This is a genomic window from Eubacterium album (assembly GCF_025336545.1).
Lineage (GTDB): Bacteria > Bacillota > Clostridia > Lachnospirales > Lachnospiraceae > Eubacterium_U > Eubacterium_U album.
Genome location: NZ_JAODBU010000011.1, coordinates 45,653 through 64,482 on the forward strand (window position 1 = coordinate 45,653; position 18,830 = coordinate 64,482).

At 34.1% G+C, this 18,830-nt stretch carries 12 protein-coding genes; all 12 read right to left on the reverse strand.

From position 1 onward, the window contains the following. Positions 1-10 precede the first annotated feature (10 nt). Positions 11-934, reverse strand: a complete 924-nt coding sequence (gene metA, locus N5B56_RS10970; protein ID WP_022088854.1) for a homoserine O-acetyltransferase MetA — start codon at positions 932-934, stop codon at positions 11-13. 365 nt (positions 935-1,299) lie between these two features. Beyond that, positions 1,300-2,712, reverse strand: coding sequence for a glycoside hydrolase family 25 protein (locus tag N5B56_RS10975; protein ID WP_260978943.1), 1,413 nt, complete (start codon positions 2,710-2,712; stop codon positions 1,300-1,302). A 265-nt stretch (positions 2,713-2,977) separates the two neighbouring features. Then, entirely contained in the window at positions 2,978-3,301 is a 324-nt protein-coding gene (locus N5B56_RS10980; protein WP_022088852.1) for an AzlD domain-containing protein, read from the reverse strand. After that, positions 3,302-4,015 carry an AzlC family ABC transporter permease gene (locus tag N5B56_RS10985; RefSeq protein WP_022088851.1) on the reverse strand — a complete coding sequence of 238 codons (714 nt, stop codon included), beginning with the start codon at positions 4,013-4,015 and terminating at the stop codon, positions 3,302-3,304. It lies immediately after the preceding gene. A gap of 137 nt (positions 4,016-4,152) precedes the next feature. Beyond that, positions 4,153-5,118, reverse strand: a complete 966-nt coding sequence (locus N5B56_RS10990; RefSeq protein WP_260978944.1) for a beta-ketoacyl-ACP synthase III — start codon at positions 5,116-5,118, stop codon at positions 4,153-4,155. 449 nt (positions 5,119-5,567) lie between these two features. Further along, positions 5,568-8,030 carry a galactose-binding domain-containing protein gene (locus N5B56_RS10995; protein WP_260978945.1) on the reverse strand — a complete coding sequence of 821 codons (2,463 nt, stop codon included), beginning with the start codon at positions 8,028-8,030 and terminating at the stop codon, positions 5,568-5,570. Positions 8,031-8,131: 101 nt separating this feature from the next. Beyond that, the gene (locus N5B56_RS11000) at positions 8,132-13,291 is read right to left on the reverse strand and encodes a discoidin domain-containing protein (protein WP_260978946.1); all 5,160 of its coding nucleotides are present in this window, start codon (positions 13,289-13,291) and stop codon (positions 8,132-8,134) included. Positions 13,292-13,885: 594 nt separating this feature from the next. Beyond that, positions 13,886-14,725: a patatin-like phospholipase family protein gene (locus tag N5B56_RS11005; protein WP_117908353.1), complete on the reverse strand. Its 840-nt coding sequence runs from the start codon at positions 14,723-14,725 to the stop codon at positions 13,886-13,888. Positions 14,726-14,849: 124 nt separating this feature from the next. Then, a complete protein-coding gene (locus N5B56_RS11010; protein ID WP_117908351.1) occupies positions 14,850-15,413 on the reverse strand; it encodes an HD domain-containing protein in 564 nt (187 codons plus the stop codon). Positions 15,414-15,638: 225 nt separating this feature from the next. Further along, positions 15,639-16,742, reverse strand: a complete 1,104-nt coding sequence (locus tag N5B56_RS11015) for an ADP-ribosylglycohydrolase family protein (protein ID WP_022088845.1) — start codon at positions 16,740-16,742, stop codon at positions 15,639-15,641. Positions 16,743-16,887: 145 nt separating this feature from the next. Continuing rightward, entirely contained in the window at positions 16,888-17,952 is a 1,065-nt protein-coding gene (gene rsmH, locus N5B56_RS11020; RefSeq protein WP_117908346.1) for a 16S rRNA (cytosine(1402)-N(4))-methyltransferase RsmH, read from the reverse strand. Between the two features lie 153 nt (positions 17,953-18,105). Beyond that, positions 18,106-18,765, reverse strand: coding sequence for an HD domain-containing protein (locus N5B56_RS11025; protein WP_022088843.1), 660 nt, complete (start codon positions 18,763-18,765; stop codon positions 18,106-18,108). Positions 18,766-18,830 lie beyond the last annotated feature (65 nt).

The following is an 18,830-nucleotide window of genomic DNA, read 5'->3' on the forward strand; positions in this document are numbered from 1 at the left end:
ACCTCCCTATTTACTCATTTTTAACTGCATTTACATCATACGGTGTTGTCTGATATACATAATAATTTAACCAGTTTGTGAATAACAACTGTCCTGCTGAACGCCAATTAACAACCGGCTCTTTTGTTGGATCATCATCAGGGAAATAATTTACAGGAACTTTAGGATTCATTCCCTTTTCCGTATCTCGTATATATTCTAATTTTAAAGTATCAGCATCATATTCCGAATGGCAAAATACAAAGAATTGTCTGCTATCTTCACTTTTAACAATTGCTACTCCTGCCTCATCTGATTCTGCCATCAATTCAAGTTTAGGTTCTGCAAGAATCTGCTCTTTTGTAATTTCAGTTGCTCTTGAATGTGGAGCGTAAAATACATCATCAAATCCTCTAAATAGTGGAGCATTTTTCTTAAGAATATGATGTTTATAAATTCCTGATAGCTTAGGTATTCTGTCTCTCTTTCTAATACCATAATGATAATAAAGGCCCGCATAAGCGCCCCAGCACAAATGGAATGTACAATGTACATGTTTCTTTGACCATTCCATTATCTTGCATACTTCATCCCAGTAATCGACATCTTCATAATCTATAAAATCAAGTGGTGCCCCTGTGATAATCAATCCATCATAAAAATGATCTTTTACTTCATCGAATGATTTGTAAAATTCATCTAAATGACTACTGTCTGTATGCTGCGATTTATATGTTACTGTCTGTAAAAATTCCACCTGAATCTGTAATGGAGTATTAGATAATTTTCTTAAAAGCTGTGTCTCAGTTACAATTTTAGTCGGCATTAAATTCAATACTAAAACATTTAATGGTCGTATATCCTGAGTCATAGCTCTCTGCTCTGTCATTACAAAAATATTCTCCTGCTCTAAAATATGCTGTGCAGGCAAATTCTGTTTTACTTTAATAGGCATCTTTCTTCACCTCTATCAAATTCATATGTAATATAAAATGACGTTGGGGGGGTCTAAAGCCTCCAACTTTAATTCCTACGAATTGTTTCGTGCTATGCACTCCCACAATCCTAGCATCATAAAATTATATTATACCACAAATCTATTATATCCACCAATAACATTTAGCTAATTGCCATACAAAAAATTTACTTCTTCTATAAATGCTTCAAATGTAATTCATCCCATATAATTTAGATATGCAATATGGCAATAAAAAATGTGCTTCAGTTTTACTAAAACCAAAACACATTTTTTACATTTATAAATTGCAAAATTACTTTCATTATTTATTATTACTATATAACAAGTAATTTATTCATCTTTTATTTTCTTCTTACAGTTACTTTAACTTTTAATTTCTTGCCGCTCTTAAGATTTACTGTAATTGTAGCTTTTCCTTTCTTCTTCTTCGCTTTAATAACACCTTTCTTATTAACGGTAGCTATTTTTTTATTAGATGATTTATAACTTTTTACTTTATCGCCTGCTGATAAATTTGATACTCGTATTCTATTATATTTTCTGCGGAATCTTAGTGTAACCTTTGTTGTATTTAATTTTCCTGTAGGCTTAAGTTTTTTCGTCTCTTTTGTCTGTAATTTTCCACATACACTACAAATTCTTACTTTAGTTCCTTTTGCAAATATAGTTGCACTTTTTGTAGTTACCCACTGTGAATAAATATGTCCGTCTTCTATACAATCAAACTGCATAAGGAAATTCAAATCTGCATTTCCATTTACTCCGGGAACTTTTCCGGTTGATGTTGATTGCCATATCTGGTAAGGCTTTGTATATGAGCATGCCGAATTATATTGTGCTACCCACTTTGTCCATTGATTAAATCTGCTATCTGTAAGTTTATTTGTCCACCAATTTAGATTTGCATAAACGCCTGCCTTATAACCTGCTGCAATAGTCTTATTAAAAAATGCTGTAGCAAAATTTCCTAACTGCTTTGGAGTAAGTCCGTTTTGTGATGAATCTTCATAATCTATATAAATAGGATATGTTGGTTTTGCGCCTGTAGATTTAATTAATCTTAAAACATGATTTGCTTCGCTCTTTGCATCAGACTTACTTAAAGCATACGAATATATGTAAATTCCATAAGGAATATTGTACTTCTCACATCCTGCAACATTTTGTGCAAAATATTTGTCATCCTGACTTGTTAAATTGTTTCCATATCCGCAACGGATAATAACAAAGTCAACATCCGATTTACTAACTTTTTCCCAATCTATTTTTCCCTGATGATGACTTACATCTAAACCTTTTGCAACAGCGCCTGTAATTTGCTTTAATTTGTCATTATAGAATTTACCGTTACTTTCTCCCCATGCTGTCTTTTTTGATGTTGTTGGTGCTTCCGTTGTTGGGACCTGTGTTGTTGTCTCTACCGTAGAAGCCTGTGTTGTTGTTTCAGTTACAGGCTGTGTTGTTGTAATATCTGTAGTTGATGATTCCTGTACTGTAGAAGTTTCTGTTGTACTTGTCTCTATTGTACTTGTCTCTTTTGATGGTTCTGTAGTTTCCTGTGATTCTTTTGTTGTTTCCTGCTGACTACCATCAACAGTCACCGGTTCTTCTTCAGCATTTACCCTTACTGAATATTTATTATTCTGATTTGTTTTTGCCTGTGCCTTTACACTTGTAAAATTAAATGGCACCGTCGTAGCAATTAGTGCCGCCACAAGAAAAACGGCTACTTTTTTCTTTGCTTCTGATTTCATAGTTGGTCTCCTTTTATATAGTATTGTATATTTGACCCAAATTTATATTGTAACTAGCATATACTTTACAAACTCTCTTGTAAAATATCGATTTCTCATCACTTTTTCAATTTTACTGTATATATAAATTATTACAATAGACTGCGCTAAATTTCAGAATTTTTGCCACACTTTTGTTAACTAAAAACACTTTCTTTATTTGAAATTAACAACTGTTATTCCGTATTTTTTACTACGCATTATCATAACTCCGATATTTTTTTCCTTATAGTATATCTAATATTTTTTCAGCAAATTCTACTACAAACACTACTACGCAACTGATAACTGCCACCTGAAACAGACTTCTTCCCCACCATGCAAGTGCAACTGCAGTAATAAGTGCTATGATTGCAGATAACGTACTCTGCGTAGAATCCAAAATTGCCGGGAACGTCATTACTGCCAATGTTACATATGGGACGTAATATAAAAATGACTTTAATGTCTGATTTTTTATCTCTTTTCTTATTAATGTAAGAGGAAGCACTCTTATCAGATATGTAACAAGAGCCATTGCAAATATGTAAATATATATTTTACTGTTCAATTATTTTTCCTCCTTTACAGGGAACAAAATTGCTGCTCCAAGTGAAATTACTACTGTAAGTATTATTATTTTCATACCACTTGATATAGCTGAAAATAATGCTAATTTATTAAATATGTAACTTGCAACAAAGCTTATTATTATCAATACTGCAACTATTTTATTCTTTCTCGCAGGAGGTATGATGACTGCTATAAACATTCCATATAAACCTACACTTAATGCACTAACCACTGAAACAGGAAGAAAATTTCCAAGCACTACGCCAAATACAGTTCCAAATACCCATGCAGGTGACGCAACTGCTGCCATTCCGAAATTATAATATGGGTCTAATTTCCCGTCTGTCAGTATTGACACTCCAAATATTTCATCTGTTATAAAATATCCCATTATGAGCCTTTTCCAAATTGGTGTGTCTGCCGGGATTTTCTGACTCAATGCACATGACATAAGCAAATATCTTGCATTTGCAACCGCTTCCATAACAACCATTTCTATTAAACCTGCATGAGCTGCAATCAAAGTAAAGCAAATATACTCTCCCGCTGATGCATGAAGTCCAAAACTTGTTAATCCTGCTTGAAATGCTGTAATTCCTGCTTTTTTCGCCGCTATTCCTAATGTAAATGCCACAGCCAGATATCCCATGGCTATTGGTATTCCATTTTTTATTCCCCTTACAAATTCTTTTCTATGTGTATGTTGTTTCATTTTACCTAATCCCATTATTTCATTAAATTACTGTATATAAATTATGTAATGCCCCGCCCTTCGGTCGGCGGCTATTCGTCGGAAACTTTTATAGGAAATGAACTTCGTTCATTTTGTTTCCTCCTTGATAAAAAACTTTACCACTGTATAAGTGCCGCTCCCCAAGTTAATCCGGCACCAAATCCGGCAAGTAAAATCAAATCGTTTCCTTTAATTTTTCCTTCTTTATTTACTTTATCTAAAAGTATCGGTACGCTTGCCGCAGAAGTATTTCCGCATGTATCCAGATTTACAGGAATTTTGTCCATAGGTATTTTCTTTCTCTTTGATATAGAAGTTAAAATTCTTAAATTTGCCTGATGAAGCACAAATAATTCAACATCATCTATATTCTTTCCTGCCTTATTTAGGACTTCATCTATGCATTCAGGAACTTTTTTTACTGCAAATTTGAATACTGACTGACCTTCCATTGAGACATATCCCGGTGTCAAATCTCCTTTCACAATAGGATTATTGTTTTCACGTCCTTTGCACGCTAATACATCTCCGCCTGCTCCATCTGCGCCCTGTATTCCTGCTAAAATCCCCGGTGTTTTGCTTGCTGCAACAACTGCTGCACCTGCTCCGTCACCAAATAAAATACATGTTCCCCTGTCATTCCAGTCTACGATTTTTGACAAAGTCTCCACTCCAATTAAAAGTGCATTTTTATACATGCCCGTTTTTATGTACGCATCTGCTGTATTGAGTGCAAATAAAAATCCTGAGCATGCTGCATTTATATCAAATGCAGTTGCATTTACAGCCCCTAACTCCTTCTGAACGCTACATGCTGTACTAGGCAAAAGATTATCTGCTGAAACAGTTGCTACTATTATTAAATCTATATCCTCAGGTTGCAAATTTGCATTTTCAAGTGCATCCTTTGCTGCCATTGATGCCATAGTAACCGTAGTTTCGTCTTCGACTATATGACGGCTTTGTATTCCTGTTCTTTCCCTGATCCATTCATCATTTGTATCTACAAGCTGTGCTATATCATCATTTGTTAATACTTTCTTTGGAAGATAACTTCCTGTTCCCACTATTTTTGTATACATTTTTCTCTCCATTTTAATATTCAATTATGTTTATTCATTATCTGCCCCGAAGCCCGTTGATATTAACGAAAGAACGCTCGCGCTGCTTGTCCCTCGTAGCGGTTCTAACGTTTTGCCATATGGTCTGACTTTAGAACCTTTGGTTCTAATCATTCCACATGGCAAAACATTGAACCTACGGGGACAAATGCTCTTTCTCTTAATATCAACAGGCTTCGGGGCAATATATAAATCATTGTTAATTTACTACTATATGGAGTATAGAGAATATTAATTTCTTTGTCAAATTAAAATACCCCATTTGGGTAAATTGTACTCTGCCCAAATGGGGTGAAGGATAAGAAATTATTTTATAAGATAATTAAATTTCTTCCTATGATTTTTCAAAGTATTATTTGGTTAATGTCAATAATTGTAACACCGGCATTATCCGTTTTTTCTGCAAAGCATTATTTTGTTAACACCTGCATTTCCCACAATGAATATCCATATGGTAAACCTCTCTTAACACCCTGCATTCTTACATATCTTGCATTTACTGTGTTAAATGTAATTGTATCTATACCTCCGTTCTTTCCTGTTACATCCTTTACTGTTGTCCAGTTATTTCCATCTGTTGATATTTGGATTTTATATGCTTCTCCATATGCTGCTTCCCAGTTAAGTACAACTTTACTAACTGCATATGTCTTTCCTAAATCTACTGCAATCCATGCATTATCTGCAAAATTTGATGACCATCTTGTATCTTTATTTCCATCTACTGCATTACTACCTGCAAACTCATTATTTTCATTTCCTGAAGTTGTAACATTTTTGCCCTTAGCTACATTAGTCGCTTCTTCTTTTACTACTTCCTTAGTAAATACAATATCTCCAATATTAACTGCTCCATCAACTGAACTAATTGCAATTGTGTGTTCACCATTTGATAATGTCAGCTGTAAATTGTGTTGTACAAATTCTGTCCAACTTGTACTTCCTATAACCGGTACATTTATCGCATTTGTTCCATCAACTTTTACTGTAATGTTCTTTGCATTGTATTTTGTGTCTCCTGCTGCCAAACCTATATTAACCTTATATGTTCCTGTATCAGCTGCATTAACCTTATATTCCAGTGAAGATCCTGAAACAAGGTTTCCTACATAATTTGGTGTTGTAGATGTGTTCTTTGTTATTCCTGATGTAGCACTTACATACTCTGTTGCATTAATTGTTCCCGGGATTTTCTTTGCTGTTACTGTTTCTCCACCACTTGATTTCGAAAGTCTCTTTTCAAGCTGATCGTAATAAAGTGACTGTGGATATAATGTTGCTCCTTTTCCAATTCCTTCTTTATAGTCTTCCGGTGCTGTATTTACAGTTCCGTACTGTGAAGACATCGTTGTAGGTGTTGTCTTAACATTAGTTGCAGCACCCTGAGTTCCTATAATATAACCATTTCCAAACTGTCTTGAATCAATAATATAATTTGTTCCTGATTTATAATAATTTCCTTTTGTGTTCCAGAATACAGTTTCTGTTGATGTATAACCATGTCTGTTTCCTGCAGTGCCACCATATGGTCTTACATTTGATTCAACAAAGTCACCATTAAGTTCTTCGTTATCAATCAGGTTAGACATGCTTAAATACATATGAAAATCGCTTCCGTATTTTGGATTTGTTGATGTATAGTGATAAATTACATTTCCATTTGCATATGCATATTTAAATGAAAAACTATGTCTTGCACTTGTCGATGAGCAATTCTTAATTAATGCTTCCTGTGAACAAACATTCATTCCATATCCATTTCCACCGCCACCTTCATATTGTGGATGGCTAAAATCACAACTGTCGATTGTAATACTTCTGCACTGACTTAAATCAAGTCCATTTGAAATCATATGAATCTGACTTGCATTTCCTGCCTGATATGTAGAAATATTCTTTGCAAAACAGTTTACATTTAATGCAAATTTAATCAAAAATGCATTATTTGCATCATATGCTCCTGTTCCATTTGTCTTGCTGTTGGCTTTATTTCCAATGGAAAAGTCTGTCAATCCTACATTCTGCTGCTTTGGAGTTACTTTATAAACTCTGGCATTGTCTCTTGTTTTCATATAATATCTTGTAGGGATATCAATTGTAATTGTCTTACTATTCTTATCTACTGCTGTTATCTGTCTATAAAATGTTGTTCCCATTGTTGTAGGATTTACATTTGCTGACCAGAATCCTGACATCTGATGCTCATTAATCCATGCAGATGTTCTGTCACTTCTAATAATTACCCAGTCACCGGCTTTTAAATTACCAACATTACTCAAATGAATTTTATTTGTTGGTGTTTTTGGTATGTTCTGTGACAAGCTATAATAATTTCCATCGTCAGCACTATTCCATGTTCCTCCATTTGGAGATACATTAATAACCTGACTATATCTCATATTTTCCGCATAGCATCTTATAAAAGTCTTTCCTTTTCCTGCTCCTTTAAATAAGATGTTGCTGCCTTTTATTCTTAAAGCTGCTGAATTTGAAGTAGTTGGCTTTACCTTGTATGTTCCTTCCGGAAGATATACTGTTCCACCACCTGCTGCCTCAACAGCGTTGATTGCATTTTGAATTGCTGCTGTTGAGTCTTTCGCTCCTGTACTGTCAGCTCCATAATTTACTACATTTACATACATTCCACTCATCTGAGTTGGAACTTCTTTTTCACCTTTTTCATATCCTGCATATGAAAAATCCTGTAAAAACTGTCCGCTACTGTTCATGTATCCGGGTGTCCAGTTACTCGGATATAAACTACTTCTCCATGTGTCTGCTCCTTTTACCGAAGCTGTTCCGTTAATTGTTCCTAATGATGCGGTAACCATCATTAAAGAAAGTGCCATTGACACTAACTTTCTCCTGTTCATTTTTTACCCTCCAATTTTCCTAATATAATTATATAAAAGAGGCCCATAGCCCTTTTTCATGCCATGAAGCCTCTTTAATACCTGTCCTTTAATCTAGTATTTTACTTTCCGTATACCTGCATTTCCCATAATGAGTATCCATACGGAAGTCCTCTCTTAACACCCTGCATTTTTACATATCTTGCATTTACTGTGTTAAATGTAATTGTATCAATACCACCGTTCTTTCCTGTTACATCTTTTGCTGTTGTCCAATTCTTTCCATCTGTTGATGTCTGAATCTTATATGATTCTCCATATGCACCTTCCCAGTTAAGTACAACCTTATCAATTGCATATGTTTTTCCTAAGTCAACTGAAATCCATGCATCATCTGCAAAATTTGATGACCATCTTGTTCCTTCATCTCCATCAAATGCATTTGCTGCTGCCATTGCATCTGTCTCTGCTCCTGATGTTGATGCTGTTTTTCCTTTAGAAACTACGCCATATTCTGCAGTTTCCTTAACAGTTGCATATACTTCCATTTCCCACAATGAATATCCATATGGTAAACCTCTCTTAACACCCTGCATTCTTACATATCTTGCATTTACTGTGTTAAATGTAATTGTATCTATACCTCCGTTCTTTCCTGTTACATCCTTTGCTGTTGTCCAATTCTTTCCATCTGTTGATGTCTGAATCTTATATGATTCTCCATATGCACCTTCCCAGTTAAGTACAACCTTGCTAACTGCATATGTCTTTCCTAAATCTACTGCAATCCATGCATCATCTGCAAAATTTGATGACCATCTTGTTCCTTCATCTCCATCAAATGCATTTGCCACTGCCATTGCATCTGTCTCTGTTCCTGATGTTGATGCTGTTTTTCCTTTAGCAACATTAACTAATGTTGATTCTCCTTCTTCAGGAATTGAAGGTTCTGTTGGCTGTTCAGGTTCTGTTGTACTTCCACCATTAATTGTGTAAGTAGCTGTTGTAACTTCTGAAGCAATCATTCCTTTTCTGTATGCTATTGCTTTAATTGTTGTATTCTTATTTAAAGTAATGCTTGGTACATAAAGTTTTGAATTTTCATTTGGTGTAGAACCATCTGTTGTATATCTGATTTCAACACCCTTTGTTGCACTGCTAATCTGTAACTTCTTATTTCCTGAGTAATTTCCTGAAGCTAAGCTAAATGATGGCTGTTCAACCTTCTTTGCTTCATATACTCCAACTTCCCAAAGAGAATATCCATACTGCATTACTCTCTTTTCGCCCTGAAATCTTACATATCTGCATGTCGTTGCATCAAATACAATTTCTTCATCTCCTCCTTTTCCTGATGTTGTACTGTAAACTGTATTCCAACTATTTCCGTCCACTGATGTCTGAATCTTATATGCTGTTGCATATGAAGCTTCCCAATCAAGTGTTACTTTGTTGATTGTGTAATTTCCACCTAAATCAATGTTGAACCACTGATCATCTGTAAATTCTGATGACCATCTTGTTGTTCCATCATTATCTACTAACTTGTCACCACCTATTGATGGGTTTTCACTTGAAGATACTGTTACATTCTTTCCTAATGCGATGTTAGTATTCTTTGATACTTCTGCACCATTTACTGTAATTGTTGAAGATGCCATTGCTGATGTAATGTATCCGTCTTTTACTGCTATTGCTTTTACTGTTGATGTACTTGATACAGGAATAATGCCGTCATAAACTTTTGATGAAGTTGTTGGTCTTGTTCCATCTGTTGTGTAGTAAATTGTTGCACCTTCTGTAGATGACTTAATTTCTACATACTGTGTATCATCATATGTACCTGTTGGAACTGAAATTTCAGGTGTTTGAGCCTGAGTAATATCAAATTTCTTATCTTTGTATACTTCAAAGCTTACTAATGCTTTTGCACCAATTGTTGCTGTTCCTAAAGTTGTTCCATTTGCGTTCTTAAATGTTACTTTCTTTGTATCATTTGTTGGGTTCCATACTGTAGCAGTATATTTATTTGTATTTTTATTGTAGTAAACTGCTGCTGAGCAATCTCCTGTTGCTACAATATTAGTTGTCTTTGTTCCTAATTCTTTCATACTGTTAATGAACCAGTATGTATTTGCTGTATCTGTTTTCTGTACCTTATCATCATTTGCAAGGAATTTCTGTAATGCCAATGTTGGATTTGTCTGTGATAAGAATGGCCATGTAATATGCTGCCAACCTGTATCTGCCTGTGGATATGTATCTAACATTGTCTGAATTTCTTCTTCAGTCTTTCCTTCATTTCTAGCTACGATAACAGCTTTCTTCATAGCTGTATCTGTATCATCTAATAATCCCTGATAAATTTCTGCGCATCTTGCCTGATTCATACCATAGTATGTTAAATATTCAGAAATCGGTAACCACTGAATACCATATACATATAATGGCTGTCCACCGAAGAATGTACCGTAGAAGTTAATTCCACCATAAACCTGTCCTACTACATCATATGGCCATTCTTTAACCCAGTTATCTTTATCATAATCGAACCAGTACTGTTCTACTGCATCCATTTCATTTGAGAAACCAAATACACCTGCATCTCTGTATGTGTCATTTCCTGTAAGTGTTCCCCATAAGTATAAACTTACCCAGCTGAATAATGATTCACTTGCTGATTCCTGATTGTTTCCTGAATCATTGTCTGCGTATCCGCCTGCCCATGAATGTCCTTCATATAAATCATATGATCTGAATCTACAGAATTCACTATCAGTATCAGATGGATTTGCGTAATCTCTGATTAACATTTCAATCATTTCTTTGTAATCGTTGTAGAACTCTTCATCATATGTTGCTAATACTGTAGCAGCAAACATGAAATATCCATATGTGAAATGGTGGTCACAAATTGAAGCATTTGCACCAAATTCACTCTGTGCATAATAAAGTGTTCCCCAATTGTTATCATAAATGAAATAACTAATGTCATCTTTACCATCATATGTAAACCAGTTAACAAGAATTTTCTTAATTCTAGCAAGGAATTCATCTCTTAATTCTGTATCCCCTAACTGGTCAGCCATAAGAACTCCCATTCCTAACGGATGTAAATTCTTACCTTCCCAATAAGCATCTGCTGCAGGGTTTAAATTCTTTGTTGCATCATCTAACTGTGCTAAATACATCTGTGCTTCTTCACTGTCGAAATCACTTCCTGATGGAATCGCAAATGTTGGAATAAGACCTGCAAATGTTTTTGTTGTAGTAAATTTATTTGAAATGATTGTCTTTAAATCACCTCTTACTGAAGTATATGTTGTGAATGCGTTATTATCATCTGTTGAATTTTTCCACTGATGAGGAAGCATACATAACATAGATTCATTTGAAAATCCATTTCTCTTTACTGTTGTTGTTAAGTTATAGTGTGAATTAATCTTTGCATTGTCATCACTATAATCATATGTTACGGCTGTATCTGTTACAAATGCATATCCATGTGCAAAGAATGTTTCTAACTGGTTCTTTGCCTGCATTGTACCAATTGACATATATCCGTTGTCTGCCGGGAATGTTACTTTAATATAACTTCCGATTTTCTTAAATGTTGTATTTTCAGGTACTGTTAAACAATAATAACTTGTTGAGTTCTTTGTACCGTTCTTATTATCATCATCTGTAACCTGAAGTCCGATATGGTCAGCTGTAATCTTATCAAGATTATTTGCTAAAATGGCATTTCCATTTGCATCAAAGCACTGTGCATCAGCTGATGATGAAACATAAATTGTTCTTGTTGTTCCATATTCAGTAAAAATATATGGTGAACCTTTTACATGTGTTGACTGCATTGCTACATGATTATCATCACATAAACCAACTTTTACTGAGTAATCACTGTAATCCATGACTTTGTCACATGCTGACGCTGTATCAAGATTCTCAGGCATAATGTAAAAATCAGGTTTTGTTTCTGAAACTACTGAAACATTTACATCTGTCTCGCCCATTGCAGGAAGCCAACCTTCTGTAGCAGTTAAAACTCCCAGTCCCTTTGTTGAATATTTTGTCTTTAATGGAAGTGTTGATAACATGTTTCCAAACTTGTTGATTAAGATTGACTGCCACCAGTCATTACTTTCAACAGGAACTTTAATATTATCTGCTGCATAAACCGGAAGTTTAGCTTTTGCTTCGTACATATCATTTGACAAATAGCTTCCTTTATTATTAGCAGTTTTCTTTACCTGAGACTGTGGTAACGCTTCTATATTGTGTGTTACCTTCTTATCTCCATTTTTATATTCGTATACCTGTAATTCATTTATACTAAATCCACTTCCATTTTCAACTCTTGTATATCCATACATTCTTACATAACGTGCATTAGCATAAAGTTCTACATTGTCTACTTTATTTCCTGAACCTTTTGTCTGTCTGTATAATGTTGTCCAATTATTTCCATCTGTTGATGTCTGAATATCATAAATCTTACCTGCATCAGATGCCCAGTTAATAACTACACGTCCAATTTCATGATTTCTGCCCAAATCTACACACAACCACTGGTTGTCTTTTTCACCTGATGTCCAGTATGAATTCATATTTCCATCTACTGCATTCTTAGCAAGTACTGTCGACTGATTAATTACTCCTTTGTCATCATACATCCACCATACATCTCTAAGTGATGAAGCTGTTACATTCTTGCCTTCTGCTATATTTTTTCCGTAATCTACAGGTCTCTGTGTAACTCCGTTTAATCCGAGAACCTGAAATTCATATAATGAATATCCATAAGCAGCCAAAGCTTTATCTGTCATATAAATTCTTACATATCTTGCTGAGCCACTTAAATCAATTGTTTCGTTTCCACCCTTACATGAATTGTTTGTGTAAACATCTCTCCAGTTTTCTTCATCATCAGAAAACTGAATCTTGTAAGCTGTTGCGTACGCACCTTCCCACATAAGTTTTACACCTGTAATCTGTGTAACTTTTCCGATATCTACGTACATCCATTCATTTTTGTTGTTCCATGAGCTTTCCCATCTTGTCGATGTTGAGCCATCCACTGCATAAGACGGATCACTGTTTTCTACAGATGAGCTGGCATATACCATTCTTCCGTTCGAAATAACATATGGTGTATTGTCATCCGCTGCCTTTACAGTAGGCATTAAATTCTGCGCAGGTACTACTCCAACTACCAACGCTGCTGAAAGTGCAAAGCTTGCTGCTCTTTTTGACACTTTCCTTAGATTTTTAGTTTTCATTGAATAAAAACCTCCCCTTCATATTTTTTATGAAAAACGCGCTATGCGTTTTTATTCACTTTCTGCGATTACGTAAAATATTTGCCCAATCTCAATATTTCTCGCATAAATATAATTAATAATCTCAACATTTTCCGCATAATATAATTAATACAAACCCTTTCTGATTTCTATTATTATCACTCCACGGTTTTCAATAATAATTCAAAACTCTATACATATTTATTTGGTAATTTTTATTTTTCTAAATTACCAAGATAAAAATAAAGCGTATATTAAAAAGTTTTCAATACACGCATTAACTCACGAAATATCAGGCTGACTTGCCCGCTTTTTTGAATCCGACCCCCAACATATTCCCAATATATATGTCGTTCTATATTTAAAATATTAGAATTTAAAAACATTTTTTGCAATATATCATCAAAAAAATGTCTATTTTATTTGTTTTTTTGTTGATTATGCACAAATACCTTACTATTTTATGGTATTTCAAAATTTTCATTTTGGTGTTTTTGCCTTTTTTGCAAAAAAAATGGCGCAAAAAAGTGTCGAAAAAACACAATTTTACGCTTATTTTTGATAAAAATGTTTTTATTTTTTTATTAATTCTTTTATTAAATCCATTTTGTCCATAGCCATTTCATATCCCATTTCATTTGTCTGTCTCAACACTTTCACATCCTTTTCAAAACTGTTGAGTTTCACCTTTGGCTGAAGTATTATTGCCTTTCCCTCATCTTCTAATTTATGACAATACTCTACTGTCTCGTTATATCTGATGTGTCTTGTGTATAGGGCATTTGCTAATTCAGGATATTTCTTTTTAACACGATTCGCTGCAAATTTAGTCTTTGCATTTAATGTTTTTCTATATTCTAAAGGCTGTGTCAGGATAATTAGATTTTTTTCATTTCCATCCGCCATAGACTTACGTATCGGAATCGGGTCAGCTATCCCTCCATCATAATATGGTGTTCCATTAATGTTAATCGTTGGGAAAAATCCGGGTATTGCACATGTTGCTCTTAGCATTGTATATTTATCATCCATTTCCATGCCATCCATATACTCAGCTTTTCCTGTAATACAATTAGTTACACCAACTCTTACCTTTCCTGTGTATTTCTTATATGTTTCCATATCAAATGGCATTAATTCATTTGGAACTGTTCCATATGCAAATTCAAGACCAAATAAACTTTTATCAGTCTTAAAATTGTTTATTCCAATATACCTTTTGTCATTTCTATATTTTTCTAATACCAGTAAATTTCTTTCCTTCTGTTTTGAAATGTATGATATCGCATCCGTTATTCCTGCCGATACACCTATTACGTAAGGAAATTCGATACCATTATCTAATAACGCATCCATTACGCCACAACTAAAAATAGGTCTGAATGTTCCGCCTTCTAAAACTAATCCTGCCATACTATTCCTCCTAATGCTTCATTCAGATTTGTTTTACATAAAATACTAATCCAATTAATAACTTTAAAGTCACTCTTTTGTTTTTTATTGTATCTTTTGTTATTTGCAGCCTAAAAGTATATTTTTATAAAACAACATGTCTCTGTGAAATATTAACCGTTGACTCTCTTGTTTCTTCTTCTCTTAGTTTAATTTCAACTATTTTAATTATCTGCTGAACCATTCCATCTTTTTTATAAATATCGCTACAAAATGTTTCTTTAAGTGAGCACCACTTATCAACCATACATACTATACCACCCTCAATATTTTTAGGTGGTATCGGTACTAGCGGAAACATATGTCTTACTATAAGATTCTTTTCTATTTCTGTTAGTTTAAAATCCCTTGTAGCATTTTTCAATGCTATTGCCGGGTGTTTAAATCCATGCCATCTTCCATGAGGTTTATGCCAGTCATATAAAAAATAATCATGCAAAAGGCCGCCTCTTATAAGACTTTCCCTATCATATTCAGTTCCCATGGCTTCTGCCATCAAAAAGCTATTGTATGCTACAGCTATGCTATGTTCTAAGCAACTTGTTTTTCCATGTTGTACAAACTTATGCATAAGCATTACTTTTTCTCTGGTACAAATAGGCATTGCTATTTCTAAAAATATTTGTTGCTTTAATTTGTCGTCCAACATATTCTCCTTTATTAATCTGTATTGCCCCGCCCTTCGGTCAGCGGCTATTCGTCGGAAACATTTATAAAAAATGAACTTCGTTCATTTTGTTTCCTCCTTTATTAATCTGTATTGCCCCTTCCATTCGGCTTCTTCCCTGTAAGACTCATTCCTTATGGCTTTGATTTCTTAGAAAAACTGCCTTTACATGCGAACATGAAGGCAGTTTTTTGTAATTCTGAGTTATTAAATAATATAACAGGCTTCGCCATATTTTTCTTCCCAAATCCAATTGAAGTTGTCAAAATAATTTGTATTCGGGCAATCTTCGTGTAAATCTTCTGCTATTATCTGGATTATATGGCGTAACTCTAATTTTTCTAAATATTTTTCAGGAATTGCTCTTGCTCCAAGATATGCACCAAGTATATTTCCTGTTACGGATGCTATTGCTCCGCTTTTACCGTCATTATTGACAGCAGCATGGATTGCTTTTTCAAAATCTTCTTCATACTTTAAACTAAAGTAAATTGCTGCTGCAAGTACTTCATCGGCACTATTTCCTATACCGATTTCTGATACTGCTTCTTTATCATCTATATCGTCACCGGCTAAAGAAACAGCTCTGCTTAACCCTTCCATGACGCTTTCAACATGTGGTTTATATCCACATAATCTTTTTACTGTGTTCATTGCATCTGACACAGCTTCTTTTAAAGTCATTTCCGTATATGTTACTTTATTTATTATATGAGCTAATATTGCAGCTGAAATATAAGCAGCATCATATCCATGTGTAGATGCAGCTACATTTGCAGCAAACACATCTATTTCTTCAATCTGCATATTTTCTTCTTTAAAATAAAGTCCCACAGGAGCGATTCTTGTAATAGCTCCAAAATCCATTCCTAACTTTTCAGGCTTTTCAACACTTCCAAAATCGCCTTTGAAAATATCTATTCCTGATTCTAATGAATGTCTTCTACTATGCAAATTTTCTATATTATATAACCATGTTGTATGGCTTTCGTTAGTATTATCACTTTCCTGTGTTTTAACCCAATCTTTGTATGCCTGACATACTGTTGCAACATCTGGTCCCTCAGTACCTATTTTACAGGCTTTTGTCTTTCCTGATAAAATTCCATTTGCAGTAAATAACGACAACTGTGTTATATCTGATATTCCTGCTTTACCATTTTCATCTAATAAATATTCGCTAATACCATTTTCACCATGTTCTTTACGAATATCATCAATGTTAAGATTCATAACCGGGTAACCAAGTGCATCACCTACAGCACCACCTAACATACAACCCCTTACCTTATCTAAAATAATAGGATTCATTAATTTCCTCCTCCTTTTATCCTTTACGCACAACTATATTATCATTTCCAATTTTTCATTGTGCGATGTAACTATTCACGTTCTTACATATTTTCCATTATAATACAAATATTCTATATACTCAAAACAATATTTTACTAATTTGTTAATTTTTTATTGCCCAACGCATTTTTGTTGATCTTGCACGCGGATTCATATTACATTCTTCTGCAGACGGTCTTATTACATCCTTTGCAATTTCTGAAAATATTCCCTGCTTATATAGGGCTTTAAATGCCTTCTTTACAAGTCTGTCTTCACCTGAATGGAAAGTCAGAATCGCAACTCTTCCACCTGGTGCCATTGCATCCGGTAGTTTTTCAAGAAAATCATATAACACTTCAAATTCATTATTTACATCAATTCTTAAAGCCTGAAATGTTCTGGCACAGGACTTTTTCACTGCTTCTTTTCTTTCTTTCTGTGGAATAAAAGATAATGCCTCTTCTATTACATCTTTAAGCATAAGTGTTGTTGTTATTTTCTGTCCTTTTCGGTTCCTTTCCACTATAGCCTTTGCAATTTCAGCGGCATAAGGTTCGTCTGAGTTTTCAATAAACATCCCTTCAAGTTCATCTTCCCTGATATTTTCCAATCTTTGAGCTGCTGAAATTCCTTTATGCGGATTTAATCGTAAATCAAGCGGGCCATCATATTTATAAGTAAATCCTCTCTCCGGATTGTCAATCTGCATAGATGATACACCTAAATCTGCCAATACAAAATCAAATGGGCCGTATTCTTTTGCCACTTCATCTATATTTGCAAAATTAGTATTAATAGCTGTAAATATATTGTCTCCAAATCCTTTGTCTGCTAATCTCTTTTTTGTTTTTTCTATTTCTATCGGATCTATATCTAATCCGTATACATGACCATTTCCTTCAAGGCATTCGAGCATCTTTGATGTATGTCCACCATATCCTAGAGTTGCATCCAATCCTTTCTGCCCCGGCTTTATTTGTAAAAATTCTAATATTTCTTTTACACAAATAGATATATGCATACCTGCAGGAGTACTTCCCTTTCGTATTACTTTTTCTATTGTATCAGCATATTTTTCAGGCTGTTGTTCTTTATACTTTTCTGCATACGTTCTCGGGTGTGTTCCTTTATATCTTACCCTTCTTTTGTGAACTTTTTCTGTCTCAATATTTTGGTTGTTATCCATTATGCAATCCTTTCACTATTATATTTTAGGGGGTATTTAAAATATATATTTTTTACAGCTATGAAATGGTAGTTATTTGCACAAATTTTAATCACGTCACATTTATTTATAACTGCATACCGTTTTCTGTAAACTATATAGACATTTAATAGTCTATACTCTCTTTGAATCGTTAAATTCTAATAACATTTCTACCGAGTTTAACATACAATTCATCTGATATTCTACTGCAAAGCATATTTGCTCGAATTCAGGATATCTTATCCTTGCCTGTTGAATAAGAGGAATGACATGCTTATCTGTCTCATTAATGTACTTAACGAGTCTTTTTCTCGAAAATATTAAAGCCATTGTCGACACATTATTACACCTGTCAAACATCTTTGTTATCGTTGCTTCTCTATTATCAATTAGCCTTGCAAAATATTTTAATCTTGCTTCTTCCTTATCCTCACCTGGCTTAACTTCAAATGTCATTGCTTTTACCCCAGCTTTAACAATATCATTTATAGGCATACTTGTTTCCGAAATATTACAATCTTCACACACATCATGTAAAAGCATCGTTGCAATTATGTTGTCTTCTTTAATTCCTAAGGATATTGCATGTCTTGCAATTGTTAACGGATGAATAATATACGGTCCACCTTCCATCCTTGTCTGTTCCTTATGGCATTCATTCGCCATTTCCAATGCCATAATTGACTGTTCCATGTTGTTATCATGCACATATCTGTAAATATAATTGTACAGTTCATCCACGTTCATTACATCCTGTACTCTCTGATGAATTCTTACTTTGTCATTTGTCATAATAATCACCCCTTTGTGTTGTTATACGCATTTGACACTATTAAATTGTAAATAAAGTTATTATT

Coding starts and splice junctions, on each gene's coding strand:
- metA (WP_022088854.1), bottom strand. CDS start 934: ATGCCTATTAAAGTAAAACAGAATTTGCCTGCACAGCATATTTTAGAG.
- N5B56_RS10975 (WP_260978943.1), bottom strand. CDS start 2,712: ATGAAATCAGAAGCAAAGAAAAAAGTAGCCGTTTTTCTTGTGGCGGCA.
- N5B56_RS10985 (WP_022088851.1), bottom strand. CDS start 4,015: ATGAAACAACATACACATAGAAAAGAATTTGTAAGGGGAATAAAAAAT.
- N5B56_RS10990 (WP_260978944.1), bottom strand. CDS start 5,118: ATGTATACAAAAATAGTGGGAACAGGAAGTTATCTTCCAAAGAAAGTA.
- N5B56_RS10995 (WP_260978945.1), bottom strand. CDS start 8,030: ATGAACAGGAGAAAGTTAGTGTCAATGGCACTTTCTTTAATGATGGTT.
- N5B56_RS11000 (WP_260978946.1), bottom strand. CDS start 13,291: ATGAAAACTAAAAATCTAAGGAAAGTGTCAAAAAGAGCAGCAAGCTTT.
- N5B56_RS11005 (WP_117908353.1), bottom strand. CDS start 14,725: ATGGCAGGATTAGTTTTAGAAGGCGGAACATTCAGACCTATTTTTAGT.
- N5B56_RS11010 (WP_117908351.1), bottom strand. CDS start 15,413: ATGTTGGACGACAAATTAAAGCAACAAATATTTTTAGAAATAGCAATG.
- N5B56_RS11015 (WP_022088845.1), bottom strand. CDS start 16,742: ATGAATCCTATTATTTTAGATAAGGTAAGGGGTTGTATGTTAGGTGGT.
- rsmH (WP_117908346.1), bottom strand. CDS start 17,952: ATGGATAACAACCAAAATATTGAGACAGAAAAAGTTCACAAAAGAAGG.
- N5B56_RS11025 (WP_022088843.1), bottom strand. CDS start 18,765: ATGACAAATGACAAAGTAAGAATTCATCAGAGAGTACAGGATGTAATG.